Annotated in this window: 10 protein-coding genes; 9 read left to right on the top strand and 1 reads right to left on the bottom strand. The window is 50.3% G+C overall.

Annotated features, from left to right (window positions below; translation table 11 throughout):
* Positions 1-11: 11 nt before the first annotated feature.
* From ABID13_RS12485 to ABID13_RS12465, 5 genes are all read left to right on the top strand, one after another.
* On the top strand, positions 12-1,508 hold the full coding sequence (locus ABID13_RS12485; protein WP_048930731.1) for a tripartite tricarboxylate transporter permease: 1,497 nt from the start codon (positions 12-14) through the stop codon (positions 1,506-1,508).
* Between the two features lie 28 nt (positions 1,509-1,536).
* Complete coding sequence (locus ABID13_RS12480; RefSeq protein WP_048930730.1) at positions 1,537-2,496, top strand: tripartite tricarboxylate transporter substrate binding protein; 960 nt, start codon at positions 1,537-1,539, stop codon at positions 2,494-2,496.
* A 30-nt stretch (positions 2,497-2,526) separates the two neighbouring features.
* Positions 2,527-3,654 carry a mandelate racemase/muconate lactonizing enzyme family protein gene (locus tag ABID13_RS12475; protein ID WP_156200162.1) on the top strand — a complete coding sequence of 376 codons (1,128 nt, stop codon included), beginning with the start codon at positions 2,527-2,529 and terminating at the stop codon, positions 3,652-3,654.
* A 368-nt stretch (positions 3,655-4,022) separates the two neighbouring features.
* On the top strand, positions 4,023-8,564 hold the full coding sequence (gltB, locus tag ABID13_RS12470; RefSeq protein WP_007870042.1) for a glutamate synthase large subunit: 4,542 nt from the start codon (positions 4,023-4,025) through the stop codon (positions 8,562-8,564).
* Positions 8,565-8,578: 14 nt separating this feature from the next.
* A complete protein-coding gene (locus ABID13_RS12465; RefSeq protein ID WP_048930728.1) occupies positions 8,579-10,066 on the top strand; it encodes a glutamate synthase subunit beta in 1,488 nt (495 codons plus the stop codon).
* A 4-nt stretch (positions 10,067-10,070) separates the two neighbouring features.
* On the opposite strand, the gene ABID13_RS12460 is transcribed toward ABID13_RS12465, so the two are convergent.
* A complete protein-coding gene (locus tag ABID13_RS12460) occupies positions 10,071-10,637 on the bottom strand; it encodes a DUF305 domain-containing protein (RefSeq protein WP_048930727.1) in 567 nt (188 codons plus the stop codon).
* Between the two features lie 341 nt (positions 10,638-10,978).
* Here ABID13_RS12460 and ABID13_RS12455 point away from each other — a divergent pair, with 341 nt between their 5' ends.
* The 4 genes from ABID13_RS12455 (at position 10,979) to ABID13_RS12440 (ending at position 15,563) form a co-directional block, all read left to right on the top strand.
* On the top strand, positions 10,979-11,623 hold the full coding sequence (locus tag ABID13_RS12455) for a GntR family transcriptional regulator (protein ID WP_040417501.1): 645 nt from the start codon (positions 10,979-10,981) through the stop codon (positions 11,621-11,623).
* Positions 11,624-12,032: 409 nt separating this feature from the next.
* Positions 12,033-12,524 carry a DUF5721 family protein gene (locus tag ABID13_RS12450; RefSeq protein ID WP_007870024.1) on the top strand — a complete coding sequence of 164 codons (492 nt, stop codon included), beginning with the start codon at positions 12,033-12,035 and terminating at the stop codon, positions 12,522-12,524.
* A 37-nt stretch (positions 12,525-12,561) separates the two neighbouring features.
* A complete protein-coding gene (locus ABID13_RS12445; protein WP_007870023.1) occupies positions 12,562-13,788 on the top strand; it encodes a sigma-70 family RNA polymerase sigma factor in 1,227 nt (408 codons plus the stop codon).
* Positions 13,789-14,432: 644 nt separating this feature from the next.
* The gene (locus ABID13_RS12440) at positions 14,433-15,563 is read left to right on the top strand and encodes an NAD(P)-binding domain-containing protein (RefSeq protein WP_048930726.1); all 1,131 of its coding nucleotides are present in this window, start codon (positions 14,433-14,435) and stop codon (positions 15,561-15,563) included.
* Positions 15,564-15,661: the final 98 nt, after the last annotated feature.

The raw sequence follows: 15,661 nt of genomic DNA, 5'->3' as shown, positions 1-15,661 counted from the left end.
GGAGGGATGATATGGAAACGATTTTTAGATGTCTGCAGGAAGCGTTTCAGCTGCAGAATATCCTGATCATTACGGGCGGCACCATATTGGGGATTATTTGCGGCGCTATTCCCGGATTGACAGCCACCATGTCTATTGCGCTGATTCTGCCCATTACATATGTGTTGCCGGCAGACCTGGGCATGGCGGCAATTCTTGGCGTTTTTGTGGGTGCCACATATGGCGGTTCCATCTCATCCATCCTGATCAACATTCCGGGAACCCCGGCTTCCATGATGACTGGAATGGATGGATATCCCATGGCGCAGAAAGGCGAAGCCGGGACAGCATTGGGGATCGCAACCATTTCCTCCTTTATAGGAGGCGTACTTTCAGGACTGGTTCTGATTTTTGTAGCACCCAAGCTGGGCTCTGTTGCCCTGGAGTTCGGGCCGGCGGAATATTTTGCAGTGGGTGTGTTTTCGCTCAGCTTAATAGCCGGTATTGTGGGAAAAAACATTTATAAAGGCCTGGCCGCCGGGCTGATCGGTGTGTGTTTTAATCTGGCGGGCAGCGACCCGGTGACAGGAGTGGCCCGATACGCGTTTGGGAATGTCTCCATGACAGGCGGTTTGACCTTGGTTCCCATGCTGGTTGGCCTTTTTGGATTTCGCGAGGTGCTGAAACAGGCGGAATCCGCACACTTGTCCTATGAGGTTGTAAAGCAGGTGAATAAGATCCTGCCTTCCCGAACGCAGATGCTGAGGATCCTTCCCACAACGATCCGAGGCGGTATCATTGGAACCTTTGTAGGTATCCTGCCCGGTGCCGGGGGACCGATTGCCAGTTTCCTGGCTTATGATACGGAAAAGCGGCTTGTAGACAAGGAAAAGACCTTTGGGACAGGCGACATCCGGGGCGTGGCGGCATCGGAATCAGCAAACAATGGTACCAATGGAGGCGCACTGGTTCCCCTGCTGACCCTGGGGGTTCCGGGAGATGGTGCCACTGCCGTGATGCTGGGGGCATTTATGATGAATAACATCACCCCTGGCCCCATACTGTTTGTCAATCATGCAGACCTGGTGAATTCCATATACACCAATTATATGATTGCCGCCGTACTGATGCTGGTGCTGGGGCTTCTGGCCGCCCGTTTGTTTATGAAGGTTATCCGGGTGCCCCAGAATGTCCTGATCCCGATTATTGCCGTGCTCTGCGTTATTGGCTCCTACTCCGTTAAACGCAGTATATTTGATGTGGGCACCATGATCTTTATGGGGATTTTAGGATATATTTTTGACAAGCGCGGTTTTCCTGTGATCGCAACCGTGCTGGGAACCGTGCTTGGCGGACTGATCGAGCGGAATTACCGCTCTGCAGTACAATTAGGCAAGGGGAGCTTTCTGTTTATTTTTACAAAACCAATTGCAGTTGCAATTTTACTTCTCACAGCCATCATGCTATTTTGGCCTGTGATCCGTTACGGTGTGACGGCGTGGAGACAAAGGGCGCTGCAAAATAAATAATGTCAATCATTCAAAAGGAGAAGCTGCTATGAAAAAAATAAGCAAGTTCTTTATGTTGTTCCTGGTGTTTACTTTGATTGCCGCCTGTGGTGCGGGCTGCAAGAAACAAGATATTTATCCCAGCAAACCCATTACGTTTATGATCGGTTTTGATCCCGGCACAGGCGCGGATGTCTCCGGTCGCCTGCTGGCGTCCCTGGCAGAAAAAGACCTGGGGGTTTCCGTCAATATACTGAATAAACCGGGAACATCCGGGGCGGTCAGTTATAAGGAGATCATGGGGTATGAACCGGACGGATATACCATTGTCCAGGGCACCCTCACATTGCTGACCCACGATTTAATGGGGACCATTGACCATTCATTCAGGGATATGACACCTATTATGACTTATCAGACAGAGGCATCGGCGATCCTTATGTCCGCCAGCGCGCCCTTTTCTTCCTTTGGGGAAATGGTTTCCTATGCGAAGGAACATCCGGGAGAGGTAACCATCGCCACCAGCTCATCCGGGGGTGTGACCAACATTATCGCCAATGCGGTTGCCAATGCTCTGGGAATCGAGTTTAATATCATTGCCGGTACAGGAGGAGGCGCGGATTGCTGTACACAGTGCGCAGGGGGACACACAAATCTTGCAATCGGCTCCTTTGCCGAGAGCCAGGCACATATCGATGCGGGAAACCTGATCGCCCTGGGTGTTACAGGCAGTAAGCGGGCTTCCGTGTGGCCGGATGTTCCCACCTTTGCGGAATTGGGAATTGAGGCGGCCAATGTGGAACAGATCCGCGGCGTATTCGGCCCTCCCGATATGAAGGAGGAGGATGTGAAAATTCTTCAGGATGCGCTGATGAAAGCGGCAAACAGCCCGGAGTTCTTGGAAAATGTTGAAAAGACCGGAGCCACGTCTACTGTTTTGGATGCAAAGCAGACAGGGGAGACCTTTGAAACATTTGAAAAGATCATCGCACCCATATTGGAAAACTGATACCTTATCAAACAAATCAAGAGTATTGGAGTGGACGAGTTGAAAATTACGGATATACAGACTATTTGCATGCGTGTCACCTATGAGGGGCATCAGCGTGTACAGAGCGCCCTTGGGGTATGGAACCACAGAAACGGAATGTTCCTCTTGGTGCACACGGATGCCGGGATTACTGGGCTGGGGGAAATCTTCTGCAATTTCCCCCAGTGGAGCCACTATGAGAAGGAGGCGTCCGTCCACCAGGGATTAAAGCCCATGCTCATTGGCGCTGACCCATTGGACAGGGAGGGGATCTGGGCAACGATTGGCAGGAAGTTCAAACGGATCGGTCTTCAGTGGGGGGCTCCCGGGATCGCCTATCAGGTGTTAAGCGGACTGGATATTGCACTTTGGGATATCCAGGGAAAGGCGGAAGACAAGTCAATTTGTGAGTTGCTGGAATCTTCAGCTGAAAGTGTTCCGGTTTACTGTTCGGCTCTGGGACCGGACGGGGTGGCAGAACAGGCAGCGCGCTTTTGGGAACAGGGGGTTACTGCCTTTAAGCTGAAGATCGGAATGGATCCAAAGCAGGATATCCGGAATCTGTCTGAGCTGCGTCGGCTGGTCGGCCCAGACTGCCTGGTGATGGCGGATGTGAACCAGGGATGGGATCTTGAGACTGCCTTGGAAATGGCTCCGCTTTTGGAGCCCTTTCATCTATACTGGGTTGAGGAACCTCTTATGGCGGATCATGTGGAGGACCTGGAAGTCCTGGTCAGGAAGACCGGAATGCGGATTGCCGGAGGTGAAAATCTTTATGGCGCAGACTTTGAGCGTCATCTGGCTAAAGGGCTTTTGCAGGTTTGCCAGCCGGATGTGACAAAATGCGGCGGGATCACGGAATTCATGAAAGCTGCCCGGCTTGCACACCAATATGGGGTGGAGGTAGCGCCCCATTTCCTGGCAAACGGGGTAGGGTATGCGGCAACCATGCAGGTAATGAATGCTTCCGGTGCCCATATAATGGAATATGATCATGGGGACAACCCTATGAAGGATACCTGTGTGACGGGAACCTATCCGGTGAAAGAGGGAAGGGTGAAGATTCCCAAGGGGCCTGGCCTGGGCATTTCACTGTGTGAGGAGGAGATACAAAGGTATGTGTTTCATCCATATTGATTTTCCAGGAGGATGAAGAAAAGGAAAGGATATCCCGGATGGGGCTGGCGCGTCCGGGATGTCTTTTTTTGTTGGTTTGTTTTCCTTCTGACTGTGCTTTGAAAGCTAAAATATGAGCAAATGCGGTCAAAATTGTGAGGTGTAAATATTCTGATAAAACAGCGCGGTATTTTGTTTTCTGCATAAATAATCAGATTATAATATTATTAAATATAAATTATCAAATTATCTGAAAATTTAAAATAAAAATCTGTTTACAAATAGAAAAATTTGTAGTATCATCACCTCTATAAAAAAGCAAATGGAGACTCCCCCAAGAAGATGCCGTGTGAAGGCACGTCTCCAATGCGAAAGAAAGGAAGAAATCTATGGACTCCAAACAGAAACAGCCAGGACTGTACGATCCCCGTTTTGAGCATGACAACTGCGGCATAGGTGCGGTTGCCAACATTAAGGGCTTAAAAACACATGAGACAGTCGACCAGGCACTCCACATTGTGGAAAATCTGGAACACAGAGCCGGTAAGGACGCTGAAGGCAAAACCGGTGACGGCGTGGGTATCATGCTGCAGATTTCCCACAGCTTTTTTCAGAAAGTAACAGAACCTCTGGGCATCCACGTTGGAGGCGAGAGGGAATACGGCGTGGGTATGTTCTTCTTTCCCCAGGATGAGCTGGCCCGCAACCAGGCAATGAAGATGTTTGAGATCATTGTGAAAAAGGAAGGGCTTACCTTTCTGGGATGGAGGGTAGTTCCCACTACCCCGGAAATCCTGGGGGAGAGGGCACTGGAAGTGATGCCTTACATTGCCCAGGGCTTTGTGGCAAAGCCGGAACAGGTAAAGGCAGGACTGGACTTTGACCGGAAACTGTACGTGGTGCGCCGGGTATTTGAACAGAGTAATGAGGACACGTATGTGGTCTCCCTGAGCAGCCGTACCATTGTGTATAAGGGGATGTTCCTGGTAGGGGAGTTGAGGCGGTTTTTCCAGGATCTTCAGGATAAGGATTACAGGTCGGCCATTGCCATTGTCCATTCCAGGTTCAGCACCAATACAAACCCCAGCTGGATGCGCGCCCATCCTTACCGCTTTATCGTACATAACGGCGAGATCAATACCATACGCGGCAATGTGGATAAGATGGTTGCCCGGGAAGAAAACATGGAATCCGAGTACTTTAAGTACGATATGCACAAGGTCCTTCCCATCATCAGCCAGGAAGGCTCTGACTCAGCCATGCTGGACAACGCCCTGGAGTTTATGGTAATGAGCGGAATGGACCTGGCCCTGGCCGTGATGGTCACGATCCCGGCTCCCTGGGAGTATGACAAATACATGGACGGAGAGATCAAGGATTTTTACCGTTATTACGCCACCATGATGGAGCCATGGGACGGCCCTGCCTCCATTCTTTTCACGGACGGTGATGTGGTGGGAGCGGTGCTGGACAGAAACGGACTGCGCCCTTCCCGGTATTATATTACAGAGGATGGATACATGATCCTGGCCTCAGAGGTGGGCGCCATTGACATTGACCAGACAAAGGTGGTGAGAAAAGACCGCCTGCGTCCCGGGAAAATGCTTCTGGTGGACACAAAAAAGGGAGAGATCATAGATGACGACCGCCTGAAACATGACTATGCGTCCAGAAAACCCTACGGTGAATGGCTGGACTCCAATCTCATTGATATCAAGGAGCTTTCCGTGCCCAATAAGGGGGTGCCGCCCATGGAGCGGGAGCAGCTCCTGAAGCTGCAGAAGACGTATGGATACACCTATGAGCAGTATAAGACCATGATCCTGCCCATGGCTTTAAACGGGGCCGAGGCAGTGTCCGCCATGGGAGTGGACAGTCCCCTGGCCGTGCTCTCTGAAAAACACCAGCCTCTGTTCAACTATTTTAAGCAGCTGTTCGCCCAGGTGACCAACCCGCCTATTGACGCCATCCGGGAGGAGATCGTAACCTCCACCACGGTGTATGTGGGAGAGGAGGGGAATATTCTGGAGGAGACTCCGGAAAATTGTAAGATTTTAAAGGTGGAAAACCCCATCCTTACGGAGACGGATCTTCTGAAGATAAAGAATATGAAGAAGCCCGGTTTTAAGGTGGAGCAGATCCCTATTACATATTATAAGAATACGTCCCTTGAAAAGGCCATTGACCGGCTGTTTCTGGAAGTGGACCGGGCCCATAAGGACGGAGCCAATATCATTATTTTGTCTGACAGGGATATTGATGAGAACCATGTGCCCATTCCTTCGCTGCTGGCGGTTTCAGCCCTTCAGCAGTACCTGGTGAGGACTAAAAAACGCACGGGCGTGGCTCTTATTTTGGAGAGCGGGGAACCTAGGGAAGTCCATCACTTTGCCACCCTTTTGGGATACGGCGCATGTGCCATCAATCCCTATCTGGCCCACGAGTCCATCCGTTCCCTCATCGGATCAGGAATGCTGGATAAGGATTATTATGCGGCTGTAATGGACTATGATATGGCGGTGCTTCACGGCATTGTGAAGATCGCCTCCAAAATGGGAATTTCCACCATCCAGTCTTACCAGGGCGCCCAGATCTTTGAGGCCATTGGCATTTCCAAGGAAGTGGTGGACAAATATTTTACCGACACCGTAAGCCGTGTGGGCGGCATCACCCTGGAGGACATTGCCAATGATGTGGATACCCTTCACTCAGCGGCCTTCGATCCCCTGGGCCTGGATGTGGACCTGACTCTGGACAGTGTGGGAAGCCACAAGTCTCGGTCCGGGCAGGAAGCCCATCTATATAATCCCCTGACCATCCATCTGCTTCAGGAAGCTGCCAGGACGGGGAATTACGAAACATTTAAACAGTATACATCAGAGATAGACAGGGATGACAAGGCATATCACCTTCGTTCCCTGATGGAGTTTGACCTCCCTGAGGACGGGGGTATCCCGCTGGATGAGGTGGAGAGCGTGGATTCCATTGTCAGGCGGTTTAAGACAGGAGCCATGTCCTACGGCTCCATTTCCCAGGAGGCCCATGAATGCCTGGCCATTGCCATGAACCGGATACACGGCAAGTCCAATACGGGAGAGGGCGGCGAGAGTCTGGACCGCCTGACGCCGGGACCGGCCAACAGGAATCGATGTTCAGCCATCAAACAGGTGGCCTCGGGACGCTTTGGCGTTACCAGCCGTTACCTGGTGAGCGCCCAGGAGATCCAGATCAAGATGGCCCAGGGAGCAAAGCCTGGGGAGGGCGGTCAGCTGCCTGGAAAGAAAGTTTATCCATGGGTGGCTAAGACAAGGCATTCAACCACTGGGGTGAGCCTGATCTCCCCGCCTCCCCATCATGACATATACTCCATTGAAGACCTGGCCCAGCTGATCTACGACCTTAAGAATTCCAACACCAAAGCCAGGATCTCGGTTAAGCTGGTATCTGAGGCCGGTGTGGGTACGGTTGCAGCCGGTGTGGCAAAGGCCGGTGCCCAGGTGATCCTGATCTCTTCCTATGACGGCGGAACAGGGGCGGCGCCCAGAAATTCCATCTACAACGCCGGTCTTCCGTGGGAACTGGGCGTGGCCGAAGCCCATCAGTCCCTGATCATGAACGGGCTTCGGGATAAGGTGATCCTGGAAACGGACGGCAAACTGATGACCGGCCGTGACGTGGCCATCGCATGTATGCTGGGGGCGGAGGAGTTTGGTTTTGCAACCGCGCCCCTTGTGACCATGGGCTGCGTGATGATGCGTGTATGCAATCTGGACACATGCCCCATGGGGATCGCAACACAGAATCCGGAGCTACGCAAGCGTTTTATCGGCAAGCCGGAGTATGTGGTGAACTTTATGAAGTTTATTGCCCAGGAGCTGCGTGAATATATGGCAAAGCTGGGAGTGCGCACAGTGGATGACCTGGTGGGCCGCACTGAATTTTTAAAGTCCAGGGACGGCATACCCTGCGCCCGGGGCAGAAAAGTGGATTTAAGCAAGATACTGGATAACCCTTATGCGGGCCGGAAAGTTGCGGGCTACAGTGAAAAACAGGTATTTGATTTCAAGCTGGAGGAAACCATCGATGAGCAGGTTTTCCTTAAAAAGTTAAAGAGCGCCTTAAACAGCGGCCAAAAAAAGAGTGTACAGGTGGATGTGTCCAATGTAAACCGTACCCTGGGAACCATTTTTGGTTCGGAGATCACCAGAAAGTATCCGGAGGGCCTGCCGGAAGATACCTTTACCATCAACTGCAGCGGAAGCGGCGGACAGAGCTTTGGGGCATTCATACCCAAGGGACTTACCCTGGAACTGGTGGGGGATTCCAATGACTACTTTGGAAAGGGGCTTTCCGGCGGCAAGCTGGTGGTGTACCCGCCCAAGGGGGTGCAGTTTAAGGCTGAGGACAATATCATAATCGGAAATGTGGCCCTGTACGGAGCGACCAGCGGCAAGGCGTTTATAAACGGCGTTGCGGGAGAGCGATTCTGTGTCCGCAATTCCGGCGCCACCGCTGTGGTGGAAGGCGTGGGAGATCACGGCTGTGAGTACATGACAGGCGGCTGCGTGGTGGTGCTGGGCACCACCGGCAAGAATTTTGCGGCCGGCATGAGCGGCGGTATTGCCTATGTGCTGGATGAAGAGAGAAGCCTGTATAAGAGACTGAATAAGGAGCTTGTATCCTTTGAGGAAGTGACCAATAAATATGATGTGCTGGAACTGAAAGGACTGATCCAGGAGCATGTGGCCTATACCAATTCGGACAAAGGCAAGAGGATCCTGGACCACTTCAGCGAGTACCTCCCCCGGTTCAAAAGAATCGTCCCCCACGACTACCGCCGTATGATGAACGCGATCGTGCAGATGGAGGAAAAGGGACTGAACAGCGAACAGGCGCAGATTGAAGCATTTTATGCAAATGTCAGAGGTTAAGGAGGTGGAACATCATGGGAAAGATGACAGGATTTTTAGAGTTTGAACGTGAAGTGAGTGCTGAGACGGCTCCAAAGGACAGGATCAGGAACTGGAATGAGTTTCACACCCCTTTAAACGAGGAGGAACGGAAAAAGCAGGGCGCACGCTGCATGGACTGCGGTGTCCCCTTCTGCCAGTCGGGCATTATGATAAAGGGAATGGTCAGCGGGTGCCCCCTGAACAACCTGATCCCGGAATGGAATGACCTGGTGTATACAGGAAACTGGAGCCAGGCATATAACCGGCTTAAAAAGACCAACAGTTTTCCGGAGTTTACTTCCAGGGTGTGTCCGGCTCCCTGTGAGGCGGCCTGCACCTGCGGGCTAAACGGCGATCCGGTAACGGTAAAGGAAAATGAATGGGCCATTATTGAAAAGGCGTATGACCAGGGGGTGGCCTGTCCCAACCCGCCCAGCATCCGCACAGGTAAAAAGGTGGCGGTGATCGGCTCCGGCCCAGCGGGCCTGGCTGCTGCGGACCAGCTGAACAAACGGGGACACTCAGTTACTGTGTTTGAGCGCAGCGACCGGGTGGGCGGCCTTTTGATGTATGGGATACCGAACATGAAATTGGAGAAATGGGTCATTGACCGCAAGGTGGATGTGATGAAGCAGGAAGGCGTCAGCTTTGTCACGGGAGCCGATGTGGGTAAGGGCTATAAGGCCAACCGGATCATGAAGGAATATGACCGGGTGATCCTGGCCTGCGGCGCCTCCAATCCCAGGGATATCGATGTGCCGGGAAGGGATGCCCAGGGCATTTATTTTGCAGTGGATTTCCTGAAGGCAACCACTAAGAGCCTGCTGGATTCACACCTGGAGGACGGAAATTACATATCCGCAAAGGATAAACATGTGGTGGTGATCGGCGGCGGCGATACGGGCAATGACTGTGTGGGCACATCCATCCGCCAGGGCTGCGCCGGAGTGATCCAGCTGGAGATGATGCCTAAGCCTCCGGTTAAACGGGCGGAGGATAACACCTGGCCGGAGTGGCCACGCGTCCTTAAAACGGATTACGGCCAGGAGGAAGCTGTCTGCGTGTTTGGGGAGGACCCAAGGATATACCAGACAACGGTAAAGGAGTTTGTAAAGGATGCAGAGGGCAGGGTGTGCAAAGCCGTGATCGTGGACCTGGTGTCAAAGAAGGACGAGGAGAACGGCCGCACCCTTATGGTTCCCGTGGAGGGAAGCGAGAGGGAGATCCAGGCTGACCTGGTGCTCATTGCGGCCGGATTCCTGGGAAGCCAGAGTTATGTGGCGGATGCATTTGGGGTACAGCTGAATGCAAGGACCAATGTGGATACGGAACCGGGGTCATACCGGACCAGCGTGGATAAAGTGTTCACCGCAGGTGATATGCACAGGGGACAGTCCCTGGTGGTCTGGGCCATCAGGGAAGGCCGTGAGGTGGCCCGCGCCGTGGATAAGAGCCTGATGGGGTACTCCAATCTGGCTTAGGATATCAGCATATACATTGGAGAAGCTGTTCCATCTGCATCACCCCTCGTTTTTGGGAAGTGATAATGGCATGCAGGATAGGGGGGAGCTGGGGACATATGGAAGCCTTCAGCGTAAGTTCCGACATGCGGATCGCCCCCTGGTGGTGAGGGATCATTTCAGGGATAAAGCTGACATTTATATTATTGACAGCGCAGGCATGCTCCATTTCGGAGAACATGGTGTCCATGATCTGATCCATCCCCCTCTGGTAAGCGTCCAGCTCCTGCGGGGAATTGGAGAACTGGCCGCATGTGCCGATGATGCTCTTCATGTTCTCAATGCTTTTGTTTTGCTCTGATACGATCTGTAAGGCAATGTTCTGCAGTGGGATATTAGTGGTATACTGAAGAAGATTTTGTGACATTTCAATTGCTGCCCGGTGATGGGGGATCATCTGCGTCATAAAGTTGACGGAGATGCTGTTTCCCAGCCGGGCGTTTGTCATGTCCTGGATCATTCTGTCCAGGATGCTGTAAAAACGGTTCAGATAGTTGATGGTTACAAGGCTGAAGGATGGTTCTCTGTTCATAGACGGGCTCCTGCTGCGGCCGGATCATGTAGGACATAATGTGGGGATATCCGGCTTTTTATTCTATTATATGATAAAAGGCCGCACCGGTTCCCGCAAGAAAACGCCGGGGATGGGATGGAACCGGGAAGCATTTATGGTGCCCATACAGCAATTGAGCTAAAACATATCTGAAGGAACGGTCTAAAGTTATGGTTTTATCCGAAAATGCCGAAAAATAAAAAAAACCTGCCAAAGATGGGGGATTATGTGGTATTATAATAATTATCATGCGTTTTGCCGGAGGTGCCCTTTGGCTGCAGATCCGGCAGTGATTTTTATAAGGAGAGTGATTGAGACATATGGCTAAGGAAACCCTTAAAGATAAAGCGTATCAGATCATAAAAGAAAAGATAATCACATGTCAGTATAAACCGGGAACCCTGTTGAATGAAATCGAGCTGGTACAGGAAGTGGACTCCAGCCATACCCCCATACGGGAAGCACTCAGCAGGCTGGAACAGGAAAACCTGGTGAAATTTATGCCAAAGAAGGGTATTTGGGTAACTGACATTGTGATGAGTGATGTACGGGACGTATATGAGGTCAGGGAACTGATCGAACCCCATATCATCAGGCGCTGGGGCTGCGATATCTCAAAGGACGAATTAAAGGAATACATGGACCACTGCAAAAAATCCCTGGAGAACACCAAGGATGAGGAAGGCAAATTCAAGCTGGATTATATTTTGCATGACATGATCCTGGACCAGTGCCGTAACGCCCATCTGACAAGGACCATGAACCAGCTTCAGGACCAGACCAGAAGACTGCGCAACATGACCGGAAACCGGAACTCACGTTTAAAGTATATTATGGAAGAGCACATAGAGATCACCAAGTGGCTGCTGGAAAGTGATTACGAAAAGGCCGCCCAGGCAATGATCTATCATCTGCAGCAGGGAAAGCAGAGCTCTTTCGACCTTCTGATGGGAAAGGGAGTATAGGCGGTGGGAAACTGTCCGTCTTCCTTTCGCGGTGTAGTCAGTATGAAGACTCTGTTCACGGCGTACCGTATGTGCTAAACTGTTTTTACTGATTTGTCTTTCTGTCTTTATTATCCCGGATATGCTGGTTTTGTCAGTTGTCATTTCCCTGTTTTCCCTATAACTATATATGGCGGCATTTTTAGGCCGGATGTGTGATATCTGGACGAATTTTCATATCGGGATGCTGGAGACAATATGCAGGACAGCTTTTCATGATAAGCCTCATGGGAAGCTGTTTTTCTTGATAAAAACAGACAAGATAAGCATGTAAATGTGTATCAGTTTTCATTTGACGTTAATAGGTAAAAACTGTATAATTGAGTAAGAATTTGGAAAACTGCAGCAGTGCTGCGGGCAGGAGAAGGTTATGGTTGCATTAAAAGTTGAAGATGTCAGGGCATTTACATCCAAGCTGTTTGTAAAAGAGGATTTTGACGGTTTTCTTGTGAAAGAGATCACCATTGTCACCTTCAACAGCTTTACCATTGACGGTCATATTAAACAGGGGTATTATTCGGAGGAAGAGCTGGAGGAGAAACAAATTGGGGATTTTTCTTCGTGGAAAATGCTTAAGCCTATCTGCTTTTCGCTGATCAAGGGAAAGAAGCTTCCGGGGAGCTTTCATATTGTGTTGTGTCTGTCGTCCCATGATGTGGAGCAATTTGCAGGAAAATCCGGAACAGGGATCGCAAGCGGACAGATTCAGGGACTTTATCTGAATATCCGGTACGAAGACGGCGCATTATATTGTGTAACGGGAACTTCTCTGAATTTCTTTACACTGGACAAGACGCTTGAAACGGAATGGGATAACGCGGTAAGGAATTTTATGCGTTCCCATGAGATTGTGTGCACTTGAGAAGAGGCAGGTCCCATATGAAGGGGGAGGACAGCATATGGATAAGATGGAAATGTCTAAAAAACTGGAACAGCTGGTCAGCAATGCCGCCGCAAAGGAGAACCGCCTGGAGATGACGGAGGTGCTGGATGCGTTTGCCGGCCAGCAGGTGACTCCGGAGGAGATGGAGGATGTTTACCGCAAACTGGAGCTGAAGGGTGTCCAGATCCAGGTACCTGAGGAAGGGGAGGAAGTAGTCCCGGACAGTGAACTTCTCCTGGATGATGAAACGCCCCTTGACAATACGGGGCTGGTGAGAGAAGAGTTTAAGTGGAGGTTCAGGGACAGTGATACGGATGATCCGGACAGCGGCAGCGCCCACATGGACAGCAGCGGGGAGGATGGGGAAGAGGAGTATGATGAATACCAGTCCGAGAAAATCCTGGACGGAGTATCCACCGCAGATCCTATCCGTGAATACTTAAAAGAGATCGGCTCCATTTCCCTCCTGACACCGGAGGAGGAGACAGAACTTGCAAGGCGCAAATCAGAGGGAGATGCCGAGGCGGGCCGCAAGCTGGTGGAGGCCAACCTGCGCCTGGTGGTGAGCATTGCCAAGCGGTATACGGGCCGTGGGATGAGTTTCCTGGACCTGGTCCAGGAGGGGAACCTGGGCCTTATGAAAGCTGTTGAAAAGTTTGATTACGCCAAGGGATACCGTCTCAGCACATATGCCACCTGGTGGGTGAAACAGTCCATCACGCGGTCCCTGGCAGACCAGTCCAGGACCATCCGCCTGCCGGTGCACATGGTGGAGGCAGTGAACAAGATCAGAAGAGCCCAGCGGAGCCTTTCGGTCCGGCTGGGACGGGAGCCGTCCACGGAGGAGGTGGCGGAGGAAGTAGGCTTTCCGGAAAAGAGGGTCATTGAGCTGATCCAGGCTTCCGGGGACACGGTTTCCCTGGAAACGCCCGTGGGAGATGAGGAGGGATCCAATCTGGGGGATTTTGTGGCGGATGACGCCAATGCATCCACAGAGGATAAGGCGGAAAGCTTTCTTCTCAGGGAAGAGATCGATGCCATGCTCCAGGGGCTGAACCCCAGGGAAAGGGAGGTCATTATCCTCAGGTTCGGTCTTGAGACAGGCCATCCCCTGACCCTGGAGGAGGTGGGGAAACGGTTTAATGTTACCAGGGAGAGGATCCGGCAGATTGAGACAGCAGCACTGAGAAAACTGAGAAATCCTTCCAAAAGCAGGAAAATCCGGGATTTTCTTCCCGGCTGATGACATTGCCTGAATCGATAAGTTCTTGCGGATATATGATGCAGGAGCGAATGTTGCATACCAATTAAAGAAATTCCCTGAATATGGGCATATAGGCTGGTGATCAACCAGCCTTTTTGTATACCCAAAATTAATGTATGAAGTAGACATAACTAAAAAATAAATATAAATAATTATATTTTAATCTATAATTACCATTGAACATATTAAATACAATTCATTCGTATGTGAATAAATGATAAAATATATTATACAAATATATTGACTTGTACAAAGTGCACTGATATAATAACAATGTCAAATATTAAAACATCATTTCATTTATTAAAATTTGGCTCATCTAACCATAGACAATGCTTTTACAAATTAAAATACAGGGAAATATCCTGCTTATGAATTTTAATTATTAAAATTATAGTTGTGATCCGGTTTCATGGAGCCTTCAAGCCATATACCTGAACCATTAAGGGTTATAGTATATGACAAAACGATATATTGTCATATAGAGCTGACAACAGCTCACCTGACAGTTCCCATTACAGCTATCACCCCCGGGGCGTTTAAGACTCCATGTGATCGAGAATTTATAGGCAGATTTAGATATGTTTTAAGATGACAACAAAATGATAAGGAGGTAAGAGGATATGATGATGGAGCCCAACTATAACATTGTGGTCATTGGAATGGGGAACATCGGAAAATTTTTGATGCCAGGATACCGGTTGCTTTTGGGAGACAAGGTGGAAACCAATGTTTTCGGGGTACGCAATAATCCGGACAAAGTTTCAGAGCTGCAAAAGCAGGTCCCGTTCCAAGTCTCGGCAGGTAATGCGCTTGAACTCCTTCGGGAAAAAAAGCCTGACATTGTGATTGTTTCCACCCCGCCCAAAGTAATCCCCCTTGTGGCGGAAGAAACCCTAAAGCCCTATTTTGAAGAGGCGCGTAAAGAAAACTGGAGACTGCCGGATATATATACCTTTGGTCCCACCCCGGCGCCTCAAATGTATCTGGATCTGCTGGGCGGGGATGTTCTGGTTGCAAAGTTTCTGCCCAGTATGGTCAAAGAGAAACAAGGGGTTCCTTTGCAGAAGCTGGGCGCGGGTTTTATATGCTTTGGCAGCCCCTTTCCAAAAGACAGGGAAGCGCGTGCCATTGAGTTCTCCAATGTATTCAGCCAGAGCTTTGTAATGGATCAGGATCAGAGTTTATGTGGTCTTTCCAGTAAGATTACTACTTATACTATTTCCGACTGCGTCTGTGCAATTGCGGATGGTTTAGCTGATAAGGGATTTCAGGTTCCCATTCAGGACATTGCCTCTGTGTGGCGCGCGGCGTTCCGCAAACATGCTGGACTGGAGGGGCAAGGGATGTATCCCTGCCGCGAGACGGATGCCCCTGAATATATTCGAGAATTTGTGTACCGCCTGTCTGTTTCATGGTATGACGGTATTCTGCGCTATATAGTATCAGTTGGGGTTGATAAAACATTGGCCCAGGGATTTCATGGCGCAAACTTTGAAGCCTTTTCTCTGGCAGTACAGTTGTCGGACCGGAATGAACTGGAGCTGGATATGAAGCACAGGGCAACAAAAGGCGGCGTGACAGAAAAGGGGATTTCCACTTTTCGCAGTTATTTTACCGAGCATTTACGTCAGGCCACCAGGGAATGGATGGATGGAACCCTTGATGAGAGCTTTTTTGACAGTGCGGAGGGGATTGCTTATATGATCAATATGACGGTGAACCGCCATTCTTATCGTTTGGCTAAACGTTAATACAAGCCTGCAAATAAAAAGTCAAGCTAAATTTTAAAGAACATTGAAAAATTTATACAGGTTGAAAAGTGGGTATCAAAATAAGACCGCCAGGATAT

The organism is Enterocloster citroniae (assembly GCF_040545455.1).
GTDB lineage: Bacteria > Bacillota > Clostridia > Lachnospirales > Lachnospiraceae > Enterocloster > Enterocloster citroniae.
The sequence above is the reverse complement of the archived record's forward strand: the minus strand, read 5'-3'. Positions and strand labels throughout refer to the sequence as shown.

Bases quoted from the DNA above. Each gene is read 5' to 3' on its own strand.
- ABID13_RS12485 (WP_048930731.1), top strand. From the start codon at position 12: ATGGAAACGATTTTTAGATGTCTGCAGGAAGCGTTTCAGCTGCAGAAT.
- ABID13_RS12480 (WP_048930730.1), top strand. From the start codon at position 1,537: ATGAAAAAAATAAGCAAGTTCTTTATGTTGTTCCTGGTGTTTACTTTG.
- gltB (WP_007870042.1), top strand. From the start codon at position 4,023: ATGGACTCCAAACAGAAACAGCCAGGACTGTACGATCCCCGTTTTGAG.
- ABID13_RS12465 (WP_048930728.1), top strand. From the start codon at position 8,579: ATGGGAAAGATGACAGGATTTTTAGAGTTTGAACGTGAAGTGAGTGCT.
- ABID13_RS12460 (WP_048930727.1), bottom strand. From the start codon at position 10,637: ATGAACAGAGAACCATCCTTCAGCCTTGTAACCATCAACTATCTGAAC.
- ABID13_RS12455 (WP_040417501.1), top strand. From the start codon at position 10,979: ATGGCTAAGGAAACCCTTAAAGATAAAGCGTATCAGATCATAAAAGAA.
- ABID13_RS12450 (WP_007870024.1), top strand. From the start codon at position 12,033: ATGGTTGCATTAAAAGTTGAAGATGTCAGGGCATTTACATCCAAGCTG.
- ABID13_RS12445 (WP_007870023.1), top strand. From the start codon at position 12,562: ATGGATAAGATGGAAATGTCTAAAAAACTGGAACAGCTGGTCAGCAAT.
- ABID13_RS12440 (WP_048930726.1), top strand. From the start codon at position 14,433: ATGATGATGGAGCCCAACTATAACATTGTGGTCATTGGAATGGGGAAC.